We start from the raw sequence: 19,684 nt of genomic DNA, 5'->3' as shown, positions 1-19,684 counted from the left end.
ATAAAGCTATTAGAACAGCGACTAAATATTCAGTACTAATTAAATGCCCTATCTATCCAAATTGTAAGGGCTAACTAAAACTAGTTATTTTTAAGCATACATAAAAGAACCCAAAATAGAAACACTTTAAATTTATTTAAAATACAGTGCCTAGTCTAACTTCCAGAGTACAAACGCAACAGCAAAACCAACCAAGTACACTAAGCCTAACCAAGTTAAACTACGTAATAGCACGCTGTGCTTAATAGCTGGCTCTGATCGCACAAGGCTAAAGTTAAGCCATGCAAACACAGGCGTTGTAACAAATGAAAGCGTCATCGCAAAGGTAAGCATTGGGCCAAGGGCTGATTTAAAAAATAAAATAACCGCCATACCGGCAAGAGCTTGTAGTATTAACCAAATATTTAAGCTGTGTTTTGATTGCTTAAAGCCAAGTAACTTATGAGACTCATTGAGCGTGCGGGCGTAGCCGTCAAGCACAGTGAGTGTGGTGCCAAACATACATAAAAAAGCAATGGCTGATACAAGCGGGCGTGCCCACTCGCCTATTGTTAATGCATACATATCAATAAGCTGCTTGGCAAACGCGACACCACCGAGTTCTATACTGCTGGTTTGCCCGTATTGCACTAATACACCTAAGCTAAAAAATACTAAGGCTAAGCCTGCTGTAAGCCAATAGCCTACGTTAAAATCGAACAAGCCTTGGCTTTTAGAAACAGTTTGCTGCGCTTGTTTTTCTTTTAGCCATAAAGAACTTAATGCAGATATTTCGATAGGCGCGGGCATCCAGCCCATTAAAGCCACCATAAAGCTAAGCATGGCAAGTTCATACGGTGAAGGTCCCACATAATCAGCAGGTGCCATTGGGCCGTTACTAAATGCAATGGCAAGGGCAATCAAAGTAGCGAGCGTAAGCAGCCCCATAATGCCTTTGGCAACGTTATCTAGCGCTTTAAAGTGTCCAAGTAGCAATATAACTAAACATACACCCAGCAGCATCCAACAAAGCAAGGTTACTTCAATAACCACGGGTAAGGCGTAATGCAGTAAGCTTGCGGTAAGCAGTAATACGCCGGCGGTATTAACAACAGCGGCAACAATGTTTAAGCCAATAAAACTGTAGAAGTAAAACGGGCCTTTGCTTTTATAGCCCTCCACTAGGCTATTTTTAGTGGCGAGTGTGTATTCCATACCAAAGCGAAAAAACGGGTACTTTAAAACATTAACAACGAGGATAAGCCAAAATAATTGCCAGCCAAATATTGCCCCAGCTTGTGTAGAGGCAACTAAGTGAGAACCGCCAATAGCGGCTGTTGCCATGAGTATTCCAGGCCCAAGCGCACCTAGTCGAGACTTCCATACTGCTTTTGTTGTGTGCATTAATTTCTCAAAATATGTGTGTTGTGTGTTCTTTTTATCAATTTTTATAATTAATAAACTGCAAGAACGCATAACTTACCTAAATTACAGGCAATAAAAAAGAGCCATACGGCTCTTTTTTACAATACTTTGTGACTAAATTTTATTTAAGATCCATCTCTTGGATGATCTCGTGTGCGATTTCAGGTGTAGTGCTAACAGGCTTTTCGTGTAAGTTTGCTTTTATCTGCCCTTTTCGATGTTTTAGTGCTGCATCGAGTTTTTTAGCTGCACTTGCAATGGCAGGGTACATAACTTCGTTTTCCCCTTTTACCGATATGCGCGTGCCTTCATAATTAGTGCTAATTTCAGCTTGGATTTTATGATGTTCTTTAGACAAAATAATTTCGAGTGCAATAAGCGATGGGAAATGGCTCTCGATTTTTGAAAATTTTTCGTTGATGTGCTCTCTAATAGAGTCAGTAACTTCAACATGGTGACCAGAAAGATTAATTTTCATAGGGTATCCTTTTATTTGTTACCTCATAAATAGTATTGGGGGCTATTTAGATTAACACAAGGAAAAAAGAGAGATATTTGAGGTTTATTTGCGGTTTTTGGTGATTTAAATCATGTGTTGCGCAAAGTTTATGCAAAGCCCATAGTGCATGGGCTTTCAGACGTCTAGCTGTACTGATTAATCTGTGTACGAACAACAGTAGTCAGCAAAATCAGATACTTTTACTTTAAAGCTTACATTTGCGTCCACATTAAACGACTCACCTGCGTTAAATGTTTTCCACTCGCTTGCGTCTGGTAATAAAATATCCCATTGGCCAGCTAAAAGCTCCATGCATTCTTTTTGGTTTGTATCAAAAACAAACTCACCTGGTTGCATAAAACCTAATGTTTTCGCTTCGCCATCACCTAAAATAACGGTACGACTTGACACTTTTCCGTCAAAATATACATTGGCTTTTTTTACTACACTTACGTTATCGAACTTTGGCATTTTTAGCTCCTGCTATTAATTTAAGATTTTTATTTATAAATTTTATCGCACTACCTTGCCTGATAGCTTACTTTCTTGCAAGGAAAGCAGCATTGACCAAGGTGAAGTTGCTTCATGTAAGGGCATAAAAAAACCCGCAACATGTGCGAGTTTTTCAATTACTTACTTTGTTTAATCAAAAGCGATTAAAAAAGCTCGTTTGCTTTGCTTACAATGTTTGCCACTGTAAAACCAAAGTGTTCAAACAACTCATTAGCTGGTGCTGACTCACCAAAGGTGGTCATACCTACTACTGCGCCGTTTAGACCAACGTACTTGTACCAGTAGTCAGCAATACCTGCTTCTACTGCTACGCGGCGTGAAACAGATGCCGGTAATACGCTTTCTTTGTATGCTGCGCTTTGATCTTCAAAGGCATCAGTACATGGCATAGACACAACACGTACCTTTTTACCTTGGCTGCGTAGTTCGCTTGCTGAATCTTGTGCTAGTTGCACTTCAGAGCCCGTCGCAATAAAGATAATCTCTGGGTTGCCGTCACAGCTAAGGATGTAACCACCCTTTTTAACGTCACTTAATTGCTGTGCGTCACGTGCTTGTTGCTCAAGACCTTGGCGAGTAAAGATAAGCGATGTAGGACCGTCTTTACGCTCAATAGCTTGTTGCCATGCAATTGCCGACTCAACTTGGTCACATGGACGCCAGTTATATAAGTTAGGCGTTAAACGCATGCTTGCAATTTGCTCTACTGGTTGGTGAGTTGGGCCATCTTCACCTAAACCAATTGAATCGTGCGTGTATACAAAAATGCTTGGTTGCTTCATTAATGCAGCCATACGTACGGCATTTTTTGCATATTCAACAAACATTAAGAACGTAGCACCGTAAGGAATAAAGCCTTTATGAAGCGCAATACCATTCATAATTGCTGACATACCAAACTCACGTACACCGTAGTAAATGTAGTTACCGCTTGCATCATCGCGTGTTAAACCTTTAGAGCCATCCCAAATTGTTAAGTTTGAGCCAGCTAAATCGGCTGAGCCACCCATAAATTCTGGTAATAACGGACCAAATGCGTTTAATGCATTTTGCGATGCTTTACGAGACGCTGGGTTTGCAGGGTTTGCTTGTAATTGCTCAATGTACGCTTGAGATTTTTCAGCCCAATCGCCAGGCAGTTCGTTATTAATACGACGCTTATATTCAGCTGCAAGCTCTGGGTATGCTTTTGCGTATGCTGCAAATTTTTCGTCCCAGCTTGATTCAAGCTGCTGACCTTTTTCTTTGCTATCCCATTGTGCGTAAATATCATCAGGAATTTCGAACGCATCGCCAGTCCAACCTAAAAATTCGCGAGATGCTTTAATTTCGTCATCACCTAGTGGAGCACCGTGACAATCATGGCTACCTGATTTATTAGGTGAGCCGTAACCAATAATTGTTTTACAACAAATTAGTGAAGGTTTATCGGTAACGCTTTTTGCTTCTGCTATTGCAGCACTTACAGCATCGCTGTCGTGGCCATCAACACCACTAATTACATGCCAACCGTATGCTTTAAAGCGAGCCGGTGTATCATCTGTAAACCAACCTTCTACTTCGCCATCGATTGAGATGCCGTTGTCATCCCAAAATGCAACAAGTTTACCCAGACCTAATGTGCCTGCAAGTGAACCTGCTTCATGAGAAATACCTTCCATAAGGCAGCCATCGCCCATAAATGCATAGGTAAAGTGATCAACAATATCGTGACCTTCACGGTTAAACTGTGCAGCAAGTGCTTTTTCGGCAATTGCCATACCTACGGCATTTGTGATCCCTTGACCTAATGGACCCGTAGTAGTTTCGATTCCTGGTGCATAGCCATATTCAGGGTGACCTGGTGTTTTAGAATGCATTTGACGGAAGTTTTTAATTTCGTCTAGTGGTAAATCATAACCACTTAGGTGCAATAGAGAATATATAAGCATTGAACCGTGGCCGTTCGATAATATAAATCGATCTCGGTCAGCCCACTCTGGATTTGTTGGGTTATGCTTTAGATAATCGCGCCATAATACTTCTGCGATATCAGCCATGCCCATAGGGGCTCCAGGGTGACCAGATTTGGCCTTTTGTACTGCGTCCATTGACAAGACGCGAATAGCATTTGCAAGTTCTTTGCGAGATGGCATGAATTCTCCTACCTTATATGTGTATTTGCGCGGGTATTTATGTAATCGTTTATGTAACCAAATATCTTGGATACTGCTATACATCCATTCTTACTTAATGTGGGGGCGGTGTGCAATTAAAAACCCCAGAAAAGGGAGCATTATGAATTTTTTTTGAGACCAGAACGACATTAGTAATTTTATTTAGACGTCTAGGCGTAAAAACACTATGCAATTAGTTTTGTTTTCGATAAAATACGCCCCTTAATTTTTTAGCGCTAATACCGACATTTGTGAAGCGCAATATTTGTGAGCAGAAATACAATGGCAAAACATTTATTTACTTCTGAATCAGTTTCTGAAGGTCATCCGGATAAAATCGCCGATCAAATCTCTGATGCGGTACTTGATGCAATCCTAGAGCAAGACTCTCAGGCTCGCGTAGCGTGTGAAACTTACGTGAAAACAGGTATGGTTATGGTTGGTGGTGAAATCACTACTAGCGCATGGGTTGATATCGAAGAAATTACACGTAAAACAATTCGTGACATTGGCTACACAAATTCAGACATGGGCTTTGATGCCGATTCATGTGCAATTTTAAACACTATTGGTAAACAGTCTCCAGACATTAACCAAGGTGTTGACCGTACTAGTCCTGAAGAACAAGGCGCTGGCGACCAAGGCTTAATGTTTGGTTACGCATGTAACGAAACAGAAGTACTAATGCCTGCTCCAATTACTTACTCACACCGTTTAGTACAGCGCCAAGCGCAAGTACGTAAAAGTGGCGAGCTTAACTGGTTACGTCCAGATGCAAAATCTCAAGTTACTTTTGCATACGAAAACGGCAAGCCAGTAGGTATTGATGCTGTTGTACTTTCTACTCAGCACAGCGAAGACATTTCGCAAAAAGATTTAGTAGAAGCTGTGATGGAAACAATCATCAAGCCGGTACTTCCTGCAGAACTTATTACAAGTGCAACTAAGTTTTTCATTAACCCAACAGGTCGCTTTGTTATTGGCGGACCAATGGGCGATTGTGGTTTAACTGGTCGTAAAATCATTGTAGATACATACGGTGGTATGGCTCGTCACGGTGGTGGTGCTTTCTCTGGTAAAGATCCATCAAAAGTTGACCGTTCAGCAGCATACGCTGCACGTTACGTTGCTAAAAACATTGTTGCTGCTGGTCTTGCTGACAAGTGTGAGCTACAAGTTTCTTACGCAATTGGTGTTGCAGAGCCTACTTCTATTAGCGTTGAAACGTTTGGTACAAGCAAGCTAGAAGAAAGCCGTTTAATCGAGCTTATTCGTGAACACTTTGACTTACGTCCTTACGGCTTAATTCAAATGCTTGATTTAGAGCGCCCTATCTACCTTCCTACAGCGGCTTACGGCCACTTTGGTCGTGACGAATTCCCTTGGGAACGTACAGATAAAGCTGAAGCACTTCGCGCAGCTGCCGGCCTTTGATTGGCTAAGTAAATACAAAAAAAGCGCCAATTGGCGCTTTTTTTATATGTAAACTAATTGAGTAAAAGCAGCTTTAAAAGCTACTTTTAAATCTATTAATCCATTCCTTTAGTAAGTAACTGCCACGCTGTAGCCATATACTTATTATAAGCTTGCTCTGTTGCTACATCGATTGGTTCAAAAGGTTGTGGCTCAAGTGGGACTAAGTTAATCCGATCCTCTGGGTTAACTTTTTGATACTCATACATTGACGAAAAATCACCACGCCAAAGCTGTTCTGGTTTACGTACAGTTTGAAAACCAAATACAGTACGATCTTTAGGTTGAGTTAATAGTGACTGGCCCATGCTATAAAATGTCGTCTTTTGCGGCGCTATTAAGTTTAATAATGTAGGCGCAATATCCATATGACTCGCTAATTGATCACTCGATACCCAGTTTGGATTTACACCTTTACCATAAATAACAAGCGGTACATGTGTTAGCTCATATAGACCCGGGCGATGATGTAAATAACGGCGACTATAATGATCACCTGTAATTACAAATAATGCATCTGGATAGCGCTGCTCCATTTTACGAACAAATTGACCAAGCATTTTATCGGCATACCATAAATGCCCTAATACGTAAGGGTCTAATAAGTCATCATCTAAAGCTTGAATTTCTTTTGGATAGTCAGCAACTGATTTTAAAGGATACCCATACTTATCTAAATCTAAGTTAAATGGCCCGTGGTAACTCCCACTCATGATTAAGTTAAAACTTTTTTCATCTGTTTTAGTATCGACTAAATCAAATAACTGACCATCATCAATTCCCCACACACCAGCACTTCCTTTACCTCCAGTGTCTGCAGCCGAAAATACTTTATCAGCTCCTTGTGAAAGCACATATTCGCCTACATTTTGCCATGACAGCAAGCCGCCATAATAAAATCGACTTTGATAACCTAGTTGCTCAAGTTGATTAAATATTGATAACTTACTCGCTGGTTTTTGTGGTCCAATACGGCTCATGTTAACGCCCGAAAACGCAATACCAGACATAAGGCTAGATAGCGAATTCATAGTACTGCTTGCTGCAGGTAATACATTATTTAAATATATACCTTTACTAGCTAAATTACGTAGTTCATTAGTTAAATTGAGCGATGTATATTTTTGCTGTAACGGCCAAGCATCATAACTTTCCATAACAATAAAAAATACTTGTGAAGGTGCCGCTAACATTGGCGTATTCGTTTTTTTCTCAAGCGCCGCTAAAGGGTTATCTATGTCAGGTGCACTTTTTCGTAAGTAAGGATTATGACCATTTAAACCAAAACTTTGTAAATCATTATAATCTTTAATGGCATATATAAAGCTTCGAAATGGATTTATTACAAGATTATTTACAAAAGCATCTGTTGTTACTGCTGACCATTTTCGAGAAGCCGGACGAGTTTCAAATGACCCTCTTATTGCACAAACAAATAAAACAATAATCAATGCAACTAAAATCGTACGCTTTAATATATTAGTGGTGAAAAGATGATTGATAACACTATAGTTTTTCCTATCAACTAGTTTATTTATTTTAAATGCCATCGCTAATAAAACAACTAAACTAAGTAGACTCCCCCACGGTTTATATTGCTCAATTACAGTTAATGCAATAGCTTGTTGATCGTCATTTAGTCCTTCAAACATAAAAAAGTTAAACTGGCTTCCATATTCAGCAATGTAAGTAATACTCGTTATACATAGTATTATTGCCGTAATGAAAAATATTCGGCTTGTATATATACGTGCTTTTCTAACCCATTGTCCTAAACGCAGAGGCTGTAAAATACAGTTTAAAATAAAAACAATACTAAAACAGACTCCCGTCGCGGCAGAATCAAATGCTAGACCCACTTTTAATGTCGCGATTATTGAATCAATATCTAGTTCTGAAGTAATACGATCACTAAAATGAATTAAAAAGAAAATCCGAAAGCCCATAAAAAGCAGTACACCAGCAAACCAAAGTGTGGCGATACGTCCGCTTTCTTTTACAAATTCTAGCCAACGACTAGATGGAAGTGTGTGTGTTTTTAGCAAAATCCTGTACCTAATATATTATACCCCTAGGAAAACAATTTTACTTGTTTAAGCTATTTCAACAAGGAAATAGCTGTAATCACCTGTAATTAAAGAGAAAAATTTACATGTAAAATATTTCGTTCACATTTAATTGCAAGTAATGAAATATTCTATTGAAATATTAACCAACTTTTTTGTAAGTAATATTTTAGGAAACCGATACGTTTAACAATTTTATTTTACATAGAGATACATTTATAAAGGGGTTCGGTTTATACTCGCTTCATTATAAAGCTTTAGGGACAGTTAAATGGCCGATAACTTTCGCGTTATATTTGCAGGACTTGCCGATAACGTTGACATAAAAACAGCATGTACAAATTTAGCTGTAAAATTAAAAACGTCAGATGAAAAAGTAGCTCTTTTTTTTAAAGGTAAGCCACTGTTTGCACCAAGCGATAAAGACAAAGCGTTAAAACAGGCTAAGTTACTAGCAAGCTTAGGTATTAAAAGTAAGCTGCAAGCTGTTTCAAATGCAATTCAAAATAGCTCCCCCGCAGCTGCAAATAACAACCAACGTGACGAACGTATTTTTGATGCACTCGATTACATCACTAGCAGCTTAATTCGCCTTGAAGAAAAGCTAGACGAGTTAGAGCAACGCCTTCCTGAAGCTCAATTAAAAGCACCAGACGAAAGTATTGACGAATGGCAAGGTGACGATCTAATGCTAGATGATGATTTAGCGCCTCCTAAAAAACGCAGTAACTTACTTTTATATTCATTGATTGCAACTGCCACAATTTTGCTAGTCGTACTGGCTGTTTTTTTAATTTTTCCCGATTTATTCTCTTTTTAAGAATGGCTAATTAATTTAATGAGCAATAAACGCGCAAAAATAAGAGCGGAAATTCGTAACACCCGTAAAAACTTGTCAAATAATCAGCAAATAATTGCTGCGCAATCGCTAAAAATGAATTTTATTCAACATTTAAAAAGCGAAAAAACAACGAATTCAAAGCATATTGCCATTTACTTGAGTAACGATGGGGAACTAGACACTTCATTGTTAATTAAAGAATTATGGAGTTTAAACCATACCGTTTACCTACCTATAATACACCCATTCAATGGCGCTAATTTACTATTTCAGCGCTATGAGAAAAAATCACCCATGAGAGCAAATCGCTATGGTATCTTGGAGCCTAAGCTGAACTGCTCTCAAATATGCCCATTACCAGTGCTTGATTACCTCCTTATGCCATTAGTTGCATTTGATAAACAAGGTAATCGCCTAGGAATGGGAGGTGGGTTTTACGACCGGACATTGGCACGTTTACACGAACAAAATTGGCAAAAACCACAACTAATTGGCCTTGCACATGAATGCCAAAAAGTTGAGGCTCTACCAATCGAGTCGTGGGATGTACCACTTAAAACCATTATCACCCCAGATAAAACATACTGTTGGTAACAATTAAATTTGATTACTAACCGCATATTTCTGACATACATGAGCACAAAGCAATGACACAAGATGAATTAAAAAAAGCAGCTGCTTGGGCAGCACTCGAGTTTGTAAAAGAAAACACTATTGTAGGTGTGGGTACAGGCTCTACTGTTAATCACTTTATTGATGCCCTTGGCTCAGTAAAGGACACTATTGTAGGCGCTGTATCAAGCTCAGAAGCCTCAACCGCGCGCTTACAAGCGTTAGGTATTGAAGTATTTGAGCTTAATAACGTTGCTGCTTTAGATGTATACGTTGACGGCGCTGACGAAATAAACGATCAAAACGAAATGATTAAAGGTGGCGGTGCAGCCCTCACTCGCGAAAAAATAGTAGCCGCTGTAGCTAAACAATTTGTGTGCATTGTAGATGACACCAAATTAGTAAAAACATTAGGCGACTTCCCGCTTCCGGTAGAAGTTATTCCAATGGCTCGCAGCTACGTTGCACGAGAATTATTAAAGCTTGGTGGTGACCCTGTTTATCGCCAAGGCGTAGTTACCGATAACGGTAACGTTATATTAGATGTATTCAACTTAAAAATTACCAATGCTAAACAACTTGAAGCACAAATAAATTCAATTGTTGGCGTAGTTACCAACGGCCTATTTGCAATGCGTGGTGCTGATAAAGTGATTATCGGTACTAAAAATGGGCCACAAATTAAATAGGATGAGGTTATGAGTAAGGTATCGTTAGCAAAAGACAAAATTAAAATTCTCTTGCTTGAAGGTGTTCACCAAAGCGCTGTTGAAACGCTAAAACGTAACGGTTACAGCAATATCGACTACGTTAAAACATCCTTACCTGAGGACGAATTAAAAGAGCGCATTAAAGATGTTCACTTTGTAGGACTTCGTTCTCGTACTCATATTAACCAAGCCGTATTAGACTCAGCTGACAAGCTAGTTGCTGTTGGGTGTTTTTGTATTGGTACAAACCAAGTTGATTTAGATGCAGCACGCGAACGCGGTATTGCTGTATTTAACGCACCATTTTCTAATACTCGTTCAGTTGCTGAACTTGTACTTGGTGAAATCCTACTTTTATTACGCGGTATTCCAGAGCGTAATGCAGCGGCTCATCGTGGTGGCTGGTTAAAAACAGCAAATGGTTCGTTTGAAGCACGTGGTAAAACATTAGGTATTATTGGCTACGGTCACATTGGAACTCAGCTAGGTATTATGGCTGAAAATATCGGTATGAACGTGGAGTTTTACGATATCGAAGATAAATTATCACTCGGTAATGCAAAACAAGTTCACAACCTAACTCAGCTGTTACAACGCTCTGATATTATTAGTTTACACGTACCAGAAACACCGCAAACTAAAAATCTTATTGGTAGTGCAGAACTTGCTGTTATGAAGCAGGGATCTATTTTGATCAACGCTTCACGCGGAACTGTTGTTGATATTGATGCACTTGCAGAAGCACTAACAGAGAAAAAACTAAGTGGTGCAGCAATCGATGTGTTCCCTACTGAGCCAAAATCTAACGATGAAGAATTTGTATCGCCACTGCGCCAATTCGACAATGTTATTTTAACGCCGCACATTGGTGGTTCTACACAAGAAGCGCAAGAAAACATTGGTATTGAAGTAGCGGGTAAACTGGCTAAATACTCAGATAATGGCTCAACTATTACTGCCGTTAACTTCCCTGAAGTATCGCTGCCTGAGCTTGCTAATCGTAGCCGTTTATTACACGTACACCACAACCGCCCTGGTGTACTAACGCAAATTAACCAAGCGTTTGCACAGCATGGTATTAACATTGCTGCGCAATACCTACAAACAGACGCATCTATTGGTTATGTAGTTATTGATGTAGATACAGATCAATCTGAAGTAGCACTTAAAGAATTAAGCGCTGTTGAGGGTACAATTAGAGCACGTATTTTACATTAATAAGTACTTTGATATTAAGAAGGGTCCTTATGGACCCTTTTTTGTATTTAGATTACATATACTTTCTTAAGTATTTTTTGAATACCGGATCTGTTGCAGCCAACTCTTTTTGCTCAGCCAATATCTCTTTTAAAATAGCGCCTGAGGTAAGCGGGTTTGCAAGTACCACCCTAAATACAACTGTAGGTTGATTATCGTATTTAGAAGGCGTTAAACGAGTACGTGATACAAATGAGCGACCAGACTCTCGCTGACGTTTTTGCATACTGGCAGTAAAACGATTCAGAGAGGCAAAAATATCTAACCGAGTTGCAGCATCTGCATCGGCTATTGCTTGTTTAATTTGCTTAGGTACATAACGATACGTTAATAAGCACAATTCAGGTTCTGAAATAAGCTCAAAGTCTTCATCAGCTTTAATTAAATCAGCAAAGTAATGTGCTTTTTTGATGCTTCGATCAATCAGCATTTCGTAACCTTTACGACCAATAACACGTAAGCAAGCATGTACTAACATTGCCATACCAGGTCGGCTGCCTTCAAGCGTGTGGCTACCTAAGTCTTTTGAACCTTTACGTAATATGTACTCAGCGTGATGCTCTATTGCATCAGTTGCAGCGGGATCTTTAAATAAAACTAAGCCCGCTCCCATTGGTACATACATTTGTTTATGTGCATCGATGGTAATTGAATCTGCTCGCTCAATCCCTTTTAGTAAAGGGCGATGCGTGTTCGATAAAAGGGTTGCTCCTCCCCATGCAGCATCTACATGAAAATGGCAGTTAATGTCTTGTGCTAAGTCGGCCATTTCATCAAGTGGGTCAATATTACCGGTTTCGGTTGTACCCGCTACCCCAATAATCGCCATTACTTTAATGCCTTGCGATTCAAGCTCACGTGCTTTTTCGCGCATAGCTCCTACATCAACTTTATTATTTTCGCAGGTTTTAATGCCAATTAAGTTATCGCGGCCAATACCGAGTAAATCAACCGATTTACCTAACGAGTAATGTCCGCGTTCTGATATTAATACTGCTAAACCTTTATAGCCGTAATGCAGCATACCGGCAATTAGGCCTTGTGCGCCGATACCTCTAAAATCGCCATCGGGTTTTAATAAGCGGTTTCGAGCAATCCAAAGCGCAGTAATATTAGCGACCGTTCCACCAGAGCAAAATGCACCTAGTGAGGTTTTAGCACTGTGCATCCATTTAGAATAAAATGAATCTTCTTGCCCATAAGCTAAATGATGCATCATTCCAAGCACTTGACGTTCAAGAGGCGTAAACGCTTTAGACGTTTCTATTTTTACTAGATTTTGATTTAGCCCTACCATCAATTTTGACAGAGGTAATAAAAAATGCGGCAAGGCAGAGGTCATGTGACCAATAAAGCTAGGCGCAGCTGTATGCACAGAATGCGCAACAAGTTGCTCCATTATGTCTTGGGCATAAGCAGATACAAACGTTGGATCCTCTGGGATCACTGCCGACTGAAAATCTTTTTCGATTTCATGTAATGGTTTTTCAATTGCCGCTATATTTTCGTTTAGAAAACCTGCTAAATTACTCGAAATTTCAAGCTCGATTTTGCTTAAAGTTGAGTCTGGCGCTTCAGGTACAGTAAATATACGCTTAAGGCTTTCTTTAGAGGCGACGGCACAACGCTTTTGATCCATCTCAATACCTAGTGTGTGTAGCTAAAACACGCGCTTACCCATCAAAAACGCCTACTTATTAGGACATTTAGAGCAATCGTGTTTCTTTAAAAATTGCGCTAACTTTACTGCAATATAACTAAAATGTCTCGTTTAAACCTATAAAAGCAATCAAAGCGATGACAAAAAAATGATAATTTAATTAAAACTCTACCAAACCTAATTATTTATTGGGCATTTACTTATTTTGGGTATAATAAATTTGATAACAAAAAAGGGACACATATGCCAGAAGGAAGAGTCAAAGTTAGTTGGATAGTGGCAGGCTTTAGCTTATTTTTAATAAGCTTGCTTACCTATGTTTACTACACTTACCAAACCACGCGTGCTGAAATAATGCAGTCGGTTGATAATCGCTTACTTAATGCCGCCACCAGCGTTAAACATATTCTAGGTGAAAATTACTTAAGTGCGGTTAATCAAGGCGATAATATAAGTTTTTCTTACTATCAAGATAAAAGTAAACAACTCTCTGAGTTTGCTCAAGCACTTGATATTGCTTATGTCTATTCAATGATTTTAAAAGACGGTAAGGTGCTTTTTAGCTCATCAAGCTACACGCAAGAAGATCAGAATAATGGCAAAGTAACTCAATTTTTAGATCTCTATCCTGAAGCTACCGATGCCAATATAAGTGCTTTTTACTCAACCGAGCCTGTATTTGAAATATCGAGCGATCAGTGGGGCCACTTTAAAACTATTTTTATTCCTTACGTTGACCCTATTAACGGCAATACCTATCTAACGGGTGCCGATATAACTATTTACAATTTAAACGAGAAACTTAAAGAAAGTGTATCGAAAGCTGCTGCAATGGCTAGCTTCTTCTTTTTTATCGCGATACTTGTTGCCGCCATATATATTTATTTACTAAAGCGCTCGTTAGCAACTGACTCAAGTACTGGTTTTTCAAATCATATTGCTCTTGAGTACTTTATTAAAAAAAGTAATGCTCATCACATGCAGTTAGCCGTTATTTGGGTTAATGAAATAGAAGATATAAACAGTTTCTACGGCACTGAAGTGGGTGACAAAGTAATGAAAAACTTACTTATTCACTTTAAACTCAGAAGCTCTGCGCATTGCCATATATACAGACTAGCAACCAACAAAATAGTATTACTCGCGCCTAAAGAAATGAGTAATGACGAATTTACCGATCTCGTAAAAACATATAACTTTAATACCCCAGTGTTAACTGACCCTTTTATTTACATAACCCTATGTGCAGGTATTGCCAGTGGTAATAAATCGCTACTGCTTGAAAATGCTCATATAGCGGCGCTGCAAGCCAAACAAGGCAGGCATAGCGTAGTTAACTACTCAAAAGCGCTACACGATGTAAAAACGCAATATCAATACAATGTTGAAATGGCTAAAGAGGTGCGTGAAGCGTTTGATAACAACCGTATAGTGCCTTACTTTCAACCCATTATTGATACAAATACCAACAAGGTCGTTCAATACGAATGTTTAGCTCGAATGGTAACGGCGCAAGGGGAAGTGTTGAAACCTGATGCATTTTTAAATGTTGTTACTCGATCAAGAATGGACGGAATACTTACCCGTACTATATTTTCACAATGTGTTAGTCGCTTTAGAAAAACCGATATTTGCTGGAGTTTAAATATAACAGCACAAGATATGCTCGACCCTAATTTAAGTGAGTTTATTGCGGACGAACTTAAGCGCTACCCGCATCCTGGTAATATCACACTAGAGCTTTTAGAAACCCAAGCTATTGCCAACTTTTCTGAGGTAAAAGCATTTATTGGAATGGTTAAAACGAAAGGCGTTAAGGTTATTATTGATGACTTTGGTAGTGGTTATTCAAATATATCAAACGTACTTAAGCTGGAAGTAGATGGTATTAAGCTAGATGGCGCACTAATAAAGCAAATAGTGAATGACAAAGATATCTATTTATTTATTGAACATATAGCCAGTTTTGCTAATCAACTTGGTTTGCAATTAATGGCAGAGTCGGTAGAAAATGCAACCATAGTAACCGCACTTAAAAAGGCGAATGTGACACTAATGCAAGGCAACTACTTTGCCCACCCAGTGTCACATGTTAGTACGGTTATAGAAGAAGAATTAGCACTTTAACTTACTTTAGCGAGGTAAGTTAATAACGAGTCGGTGGCTTTGCTGGCCACTGGCCCAGTATTTACGCTCAAAAGGCGTAATTGCATCGTCTGACTCATAAAGCGTTACATTGCAAGGGTTGCCTGTTAATTCAAGCGCCCGAGCAAACTCCTTAACGTAAATATCCCAATTGCTGCGCACTTCTAATTTTCCACCTAACTTAACGATAAATGGAAAAATAGCCGCGCCATGCCAGCGTCTACGAATATGCTTAGATTTAGGCCACGGGTTTGGATACAACAAATAATGGTGCGTAGGTTGCCAATTAGCAGCAACCGCTAAACGCCAAAAGTCATTTAAGTCTGCTTGCACTAAGATGTACTGACCACTGTCGGTTTGCTTATATTCAACATCGTGCTTATCTAATCGGTGCGACGATTTATCAATACCAATTATAAGTGCATCAGGGTGGCGCTTAGCTAAGTTAGCTGAGCTTTCACCTACGCCACAACACGAGTCTAAAATAAGCGGGCCACTAAAGGCTTGTACTTTAGCATTAACCTCGTCAAATGCGGCTTGGGTGTGTGCTGCAATTGGCTTTTTAAATTCAGCATCTAAGTGCTTATTTACTATTTCATCAAGCTTTTCGTGAATACCCGCTTGATTAGATACAATACTACGTGAATTTGCATCACTCATTAGTGTCTTAGCCCCACACCTTTTTTGATCAATGTAAGCGCTAATGTAAATAACGCTGTTATAAATACTAAAATAACCCCAAGAGCCACGCTCAAATCAACATCCGACACACCTAAAAAGCCATAACGAAATGCGTTAACCATATAAATTATAGGGTTGATTTGTGATACATTCTGCCAAAATTCAGGCAGCAACGTAATTGAATAAAATACACCGCCTAAGTAAGTTAATGGCGTTAGTATGAAGGTGGGGATAATGCTTATATCGTCAAAACTGTTTGCGTAAATTGCATTAATTAAACCACCTAAAGCAAACACAGCTGAGGTTAAAATAACCGTCGCAATAATTACAAAAATATTATGAATTTGAATATCAACAAATAATAACGACACACAGGTAACTATAAAGCCCACCATAATACCGCGCGTCATACCGCCCCCCATATAACCTAGAACAATGATGTAGTTAGGTACAGGTGCAACTAAAAGCTCTTCAATGCTTTTTTGAAACTTTGTTGAGTAAAAACTAGAGGCTACGTTGGAATAGGAATTAGTAATGACTGACATCATTATAAGGCCAGGTACAATAAACTCCATATAACTAAAGCCGCCCATGTCGCCAATGCGTGAACCAATTAAGTTACCAAAAATAACAAAATATAAGCTCATCGTAATTGCTGGCGGTACTAAAGTTTGCACCCAAATACGTAAAAAACGAATGCACTCTTTAATCCATAAACTCTTTAAGGCTACGCCATATTTAAACATTTATTCGCCCCGCCCTTGCTCTAGTAATCCAACAAATAACTCTTCTAATCTGTTTGCTTTATTTCGCATACTCAATACAGTATTACCTTGAGTTGTTAATGCACTAAAAACCGCATTTAAGCCTTGAGACTTAGCGACTTCCACTTCAACAGTATGATCGTCCGTCATGGTAAATTTATAGCCTTCAAGCGTTACAGGGCTTGCTGGCATTTTTAAATCTAAAATAAAGGTTTCTTTATCAAGCTTTGCAAGCAGTGCTTTAATGGTCGTGTTTTCAACAATTCGGCCATTATCGATTATGGCGATGTTTTTACACAGTAACTCTGCTTCTTCAAGGTAGTGCGTAGTTAAAATAATAGTTACGCCTTGCTCATTTATTTGGCGTAAAAAATCCCACATTGAACGACGAAGTTCTATGTCTACACCCGCAGTTGGCTCATCAAGTATAAGCAACTTAGGTTCGTGCATAAGGGCACGCGCAATCATTAATCGGCGTTTCATACCGCCTGAAAGCGTACGTGCTTGTTTGTCTTTTTTCTCAAGTAAGCCAAGTTGCGCTAAGTATTTATCAGCACGTTTATGGGCTTCGCCACGTGGCACACCATAATAACCGGCTTGGTTAACAAGTATTTGGCTAAGCGTTTCAAACTGACTAAAGTTAAACTCTTGCGGCACTAAGCCTAAATGCGCTTTTGCAGCTTCTAAATCAGTATCAATATTACAACCGAATACTTCTACCTTGCCTTTTGTTTTATTAACAAGTGACGAAATAACACCAATAGTGGTTGATTTACCTGCTCCGTTTGGACCAAGTAAAGCGAAAAAGTCGCCCTCTTTAACTTGTAAATCAACGCCTTTAATAGCCTCAACACCATTTTTATAAACCTTGGTAAGGCCTTCTATATTTAAAGCAATATTTTGCTTATTCATTACTTACCCTCACCATAACCCCAACGTTTTGTTAGGTTATGTTCAATATTTAAATGATCTAAAATTCTCGCCACCATAAAATCAACTAAGTCTTCAATACTTTGTGGCTTATGATAAAAGCCAGGCGCTGCTGGCATTATGGTCACACCTAAACGAGATAACTTAAGCATGTTTTCTAAATGAATTTCGTTAAACGGTGTTTCGCGCGGCACTAAAATTAACTGTCCGCGTTCTTTAATTACCACATCAGCGGCGCGCTCTAATAAGTTATCTGACGCCCCAACTGCAATTGCAGAAACCGATCCTGCACTACACGGGCACACCACCATTTTTTTAGGTGCAGCAGAGCCCGAAGCCACAGGGCTAAACCAGTTATCTTTACCGTATACTTTTAACTGCCCAGATTTAGCATTAAACAGCGTACTTAACTGCTCAGTGGCTTTATCTTCGTTACCAGAGAGCTTAATATTTGATTCTGTATCAAGCACCACTCGCGCTGCACTTGAGATAAGTACGTAAACTTGAAATTGCTGTTCAAGCAATACTTCAAGTAACCTTAAACCATAAGGCGCACCTGATGCACCGCTAAAAGCGAGCGTAATTCTATCTTTAAATTGCACACTATTCTCCGCTGTATTTATCAGCTAAACCATCAACAAGGTGTTGATGAAGGCCATTAAAACCGCCATTACTCATAATTAAAATATGTTGATTAGGCTCAATATTTTCAAGCACCGTATCAATAATTGTTTGTGTGCTGCTAAAGCATTGCATACCAGCTTTATCTGCTTGCTCTTTTAGCGACCAATTTAGATTCTCTGGTTCAAAAAGTAGTACGTCGTCAGCATCACGCAGTGAATCTAATAATGTATATTGATGCACACCCATTTTCATAGTATTTGAGCGCGGCTCTAAAATAGCGATAATTTTTTCATCGCCTACTTTTGCGCGCAGTCCTGCAAGCGTAGTTTTAATTGCTGTTGGGTGATGCGCAAAATCGTCATACACCTTAATATTATTTATATCAGCCTTTAGCTCCATACGCCTTTTAGGGCTAATAAATTCTCCTAGGGCATCAATACTATGATCAACAGCTATACCCACATGGCGCGCTGCTGCGATAGTCATAATTGCATTTTTAACGTTATGCTCGCCTATTGCTTGCCAGCAAACAGTGCCCTGCTTTTCGTTATTTAAAAGTACATTAAACTCACTACCATCGGCTTTTATTAATTCATAGCCCCAGTCATCACCTAGCGTTTCGCTTTCGCTCCAAAGCCCTTGTGCTATTACGTCATTAAGCGCTACGTCTTGCTTAGGCCAAATTACCTTGCCGCTTTGAGGTAATGTACGCATTAAGTGATGAAATTGTTTTTTTATTGCGTTCAAATCTTCGAAAATATCAGCGTGATCGAATTCAAGATTATTTAAAATAAGTGTACGTGGAAGGTAATGGACAAACTTACTGCGCTTATCAAAAAAAGCAGTGTCGTATTCATCGGCTTCAATAACAAAAAATGGCGTTTCACCTACTTTGGCCGATACACCAAAATTTTGGACTATGCCGCCAATTAAAAACCCTGGTTTTAAACCTGCGTACTCTAATACCCACGCAAGCATACTTGCTGTGGTTGTTTTACCATGCGTACCGGCTACAGCAAGTACCCACGAGTTTTGTAATAGGTTATGTTTAAGCCATTCAGGGCCAGATGTATAAGGCAGGCCTTTATCAAGCACATATTCAACACACGGGTTACCACGGCTCATTGCATTACCGACAACTACCATATCTGGTTTTGGCTCTAATTGAGATACGTCGTAGCCTTGAGTCAGTTCAATGCCAAGCTCTTCAAGTTGCGTACTCATTGGTGGGTAAACGTTTTGATCGGAACCCGTTACTTTATGACCTAATGATTTAGCAATGGCTGCAATACCACCCATAAACGTGCCACAAATGCCCAAAATATGTATATGCATATACTTTCCTTAAA

Annotated in this window: 17 protein-coding genes; 6 read left to right on the top strand and 11 right to left on the bottom strand. The window is 39.3% G+C overall.

What is annotated here, in order from left to right; translation table 11 throughout:
* Positions 1-150: 150 nt before the first annotated feature.
* The 4 genes from I6F42_RS13070 to tkt all read right to left on the bottom strand — a co-directional run bounded on the left by I6F42_RS13070 (position 151) and on the right by tkt (position 4,551).
* Entirely contained in the window at positions 151-1,323 is a 1,173-nt protein-coding gene (locus I6F42_RS13070) for an NRAMP family divalent metal transporter (protein ID WP_197152438.1), read from the bottom strand.
* A 202-nt stretch (positions 1,324-1,525) separates the two neighbouring features.
* Positions 1,526-1,882: a ribosome hibernation-promoting factor, HPF/YfiA family gene (gene hpf / locus I6F42_RS13065; RefSeq protein ID WP_007584763.1), complete on the bottom strand. Its 357-nt coding sequence runs from the start codon at positions 1,880-1,882 to the stop codon at positions 1,526-1,528.
* A gap of 177 nt (positions 1,883-2,059) precedes the next feature.
* Positions 2,060-2,374 carry a pyrimidine/purine nucleoside phosphorylase gene (locus I6F42_RS13060; RefSeq protein WP_165736236.1) on the bottom strand — a complete coding sequence of 105 codons (315 nt, stop codon included), beginning with the start codon at positions 2,372-2,374 and terminating at the stop codon, positions 2,060-2,062.
* Between the two features lie 185 nt (positions 2,375-2,559).
* Positions 2,560-4,551 (bottom strand): transketolase, encoded by a 1,992-nt coding sequence (gene tkt, locus I6F42_RS13055; RefSeq protein WP_197152398.1) that lies wholly within the window; start codon positions 4,549-4,551, stop codon positions 2,560-2,562.
* Positions 4,552-4,854: 303 nt separating this feature from the next.
* On the opposite strand from tkt, the gene metK reads away from it, so the two are divergent.
* Positions 4,855-6,006: a methionine adenosyltransferase gene (gene metK, locus I6F42_RS13050; RefSeq protein WP_197152396.1), complete on the top strand. Its 1,152-nt coding sequence runs from the start codon at positions 4,855-4,857 to the stop codon at positions 6,004-6,006.
* Between the two features lie 95 nt (positions 6,007-6,101).
* Here metK and I6F42_RS13045 read toward each other — a convergent pair whose 3' ends face one another.
* Positions 6,102-8,090: an LTA synthase family protein gene (locus I6F42_RS13045; RefSeq protein ID WP_197152394.1), complete on the bottom strand. Its 1,989-nt coding sequence runs from the start codon at positions 8,088-8,090 to the stop codon at positions 6,102-6,104.
* 292 nt (positions 8,091-8,382) lie between these two features.
* On the opposite strand from I6F42_RS13045, the gene I6F42_RS13040 reads away from it, so the two are divergent.
* Genes I6F42_RS13040 through serA form a run of 4 tightly spaced genes read left to right on the top strand, consistent with a single transcriptional unit; the run spans position 8,383 to position 11,492 of the window.
* Positions 8,383-8,931 carry a hypothetical protein gene (locus I6F42_RS13040; protein ID WP_010554419.1) on the top strand — a complete coding sequence of 183 codons (549 nt, stop codon included), beginning with the start codon at positions 8,383-8,385 and terminating at the stop codon, positions 8,929-8,931.
* Positions 8,932-8,949: 18 nt separating this feature from the next.
* Positions 8,950-9,546, top strand: a complete 597-nt coding sequence (locus tag I6F42_RS13035) for a 5-formyltetrahydrofolate cyclo-ligase (RefSeq protein WP_197152392.1) — start codon at positions 8,950-8,952, stop codon at positions 9,544-9,546.
* Between the two features lie 53 nt (positions 9,547-9,599).
* On the top strand, positions 9,600-10,253 hold the full coding sequence (rpiA, locus tag I6F42_RS13030; RefSeq protein ID WP_024591469.1) for a ribose-5-phosphate isomerase RpiA: 654 nt from the start codon (positions 9,600-9,602) through the stop codon (positions 10,251-10,253).
* Positions 10,254-10,262: 9 nt separating this feature from the next.
* Positions 10,263-11,492: a phosphoglycerate dehydrogenase gene (serA, locus tag I6F42_RS13025; RefSeq protein WP_007584756.1), complete on the top strand. Its 1,230-nt coding sequence runs from the start codon at positions 10,263-10,265 to the stop codon at positions 11,490-11,492.
* Positions 11,493-11,544: 52 nt separating this feature from the next.
* Here the strand turns inward: serA and panP are convergent, their stop codons facing one another.
* Entirely contained in the window at positions 11,545-13,170 is a 1,626-nt protein-coding gene (gene panP, locus I6F42_RS13020) for a pyridoxal-dependent aspartate 1-decarboxylase PanP (protein ID WP_024594075.1), read from the bottom strand.
* Between the two features lie 264 nt (positions 13,171-13,434).
* Between panP and I6F42_RS13015 the strand changes: the two genes are divergently transcribed.
* Positions 13,435-15,318: a GGDEF domain-containing protein gene (locus I6F42_RS13015; protein ID WP_197152390.1), complete on the top strand. Its 1,884-nt coding sequence runs from the start codon at positions 13,435-13,437 to the stop codon at positions 15,316-15,318.
* 6 nt (positions 15,319-15,324) lie between these two features.
* Here the strand turns inward: I6F42_RS13015 and I6F42_RS13010 are convergent, their stop codons facing one another.
* Genes I6F42_RS13010 through mpl form a run of 5 tightly spaced genes read right to left on the bottom strand, consistent with a single transcriptional unit; the run spans position 15,325 to position 19,670 of the window.
* A complete protein-coding gene (locus tag I6F42_RS13010; RefSeq protein WP_197152388.1) occupies positions 15,325-15,996 on the bottom strand; it encodes a tRNA (guanosine(46)-N(7))-methyltransferase TrmB in 672 nt (223 codons plus the stop codon).
* Positions 15,996-16,763, bottom strand: a complete 768-nt coding sequence (locus I6F42_RS13005; protein WP_010554413.1) for an ABC transporter permease — start codon at positions 16,761-16,763, stop codon at positions 15,996-15,998. Before I6F42_RS13005 ends, I6F42_RS13010 begins: the two co-directional genes overlap by 1 nt.
* Positions 16,764-17,693: an ABC transporter ATP-binding protein gene (locus I6F42_RS13000; protein WP_165736231.1), complete on the bottom strand. Its 930-nt coding sequence runs from the start codon at positions 17,691-17,693 to the stop codon at positions 16,764-16,766.
* Positions 17,693-18,313 (bottom strand): flavin prenyltransferase UbiX, encoded by a 621-nt coding sequence (locus I6F42_RS12995; protein ID WP_007584746.1) that lies wholly within the window; start codon positions 18,311-18,313, stop codon positions 17,693-17,695. The genes I6F42_RS13000 and I6F42_RS12995 overlap by 1 nt, the downstream gene beginning before the upstream one ends.
* 1 nt (position 18,314) lies before the next feature.
* A complete protein-coding gene (gene mpl / locus I6F42_RS12990; protein WP_197152386.1) occupies positions 18,315-19,670 on the bottom strand; it encodes a UDP-N-acetylmuramate:L-alanyl-gamma-D-glutamyl-meso-diaminopimelate ligase in 1,356 nt (451 codons plus the stop codon).
* Between the last annotated feature and the right edge of the window lie 14 nt (positions 19,671-19,684).

Origin of the sequence: Pseudoalteromonas sp. SWYJZ12, from assembly GCF_015864395.1 — a bacterium.
Classification (GTDB): Bacteria; Pseudomonadota; Gammaproteobacteria; order Enterobacterales; family Alteromonadaceae; genus Pseudoalteromonas; species Pseudoalteromonas arctica.
The sequence above is the reverse complement of the archived record's forward strand: the minus strand, read 5'-3'. Positions and strand labels throughout refer to the sequence as shown.

What these genes read in the sequence shown, in the direction of transcription:
- I6F42_RS13005 (WP_010554413.1), bottom strand. Translation starts at nt 16,763, where the DNA reads ATGTTTAAATATGGCGTAGCCTTAAAGAGTTTATGGATTAAAGAGTGC.
- hpf (WP_007584763.1), bottom strand. Translation starts at nt 1,882, where the DNA reads ATGAAAATTAATCTTTCTGGTCACCATGTTGAAGTTACTGACTCTATT.
- I6F42_RS13035 (WP_197152392.1), top strand. Translation starts at nt 8,950, where the DNA reads ATGAGCAATAAACGCGCAAAAATAAGAGCGGAAATTCGTAACACCCGT.
- I6F42_RS13070 (WP_197152438.1), bottom strand. Translation starts at nt 1,323, where the DNA reads ATGGCAACAGCCGCTATTGGCGGTTCTCACTTAGTTGCCTCTACACAA.
- I6F42_RS13000 (WP_165736231.1), bottom strand. Translation starts at nt 17,693, where the DNA reads ATGAATAAGCAAAATATTGCTTTAAATATAGAAGGCCTTACCAAGGTT.
- metK (WP_197152396.1), top strand. Translation starts at nt 4,855, where the DNA reads ATGGCAAAACATTTATTTACTTCTGAATCAGTTTCTGAAGGTCATCCG.
- panP (WP_024594075.1), bottom strand. Translation starts at nt 13,170, where the DNA reads ATGGATCAAAAGCGTTGTGCCGTCGCCTCTAAAGAAAGCCTTAAGCGT.
- I6F42_RS13040 (WP_010554419.1), top strand. Translation starts at nt 8,383, where the DNA reads ATGGCCGATAACTTTCGCGTTATATTTGCAGGACTTGCCGATAACGTT.
- I6F42_RS13015 (WP_197152390.1), top strand. Translation starts at nt 13,435, where the DNA reads ATGCCAGAAGGAAGAGTCAAAGTTAGTTGGATAGTGGCAGGCTTTAGC.
- I6F42_RS13060 (WP_165736236.1), bottom strand. Translation starts at nt 2,374, where the DNA reads ATGCCAAAGTTCGATAACGTAAGTGTAGTAAAAAAAGCCAATGTATAT.
- mpl (WP_197152386.1), bottom strand. Translation starts at nt 19,670, where the DNA reads ATGCATATACATATTTTGGGCATTTGTGGCACGTTTATGGGTGGTATT.
- tkt (WP_197152398.1), bottom strand. Translation starts at nt 4,551, where the DNA reads ATGCCATCTCGCAAAGAACTTGCAAATGCTATTCGCGTCTTGTCAATG.
- rpiA (WP_024591469.1), top strand. Translation starts at nt 9,600, where the DNA reads ATGACACAAGATGAATTAAAAAAAGCAGCTGCTTGGGCAGCACTCGAG.
- serA (WP_007584756.1), top strand. Translation starts at nt 10,263, where the DNA reads ATGAGTAAGGTATCGTTAGCAAAAGACAAAATTAAAATTCTCTTGCTT.
- I6F42_RS13010 (WP_197152388.1), bottom strand. Translation starts at nt 15,996, where the DNA reads ATGAGTGATGCAAATTCACGTAGTATTGTATCTAATCAAGCGGGTATT.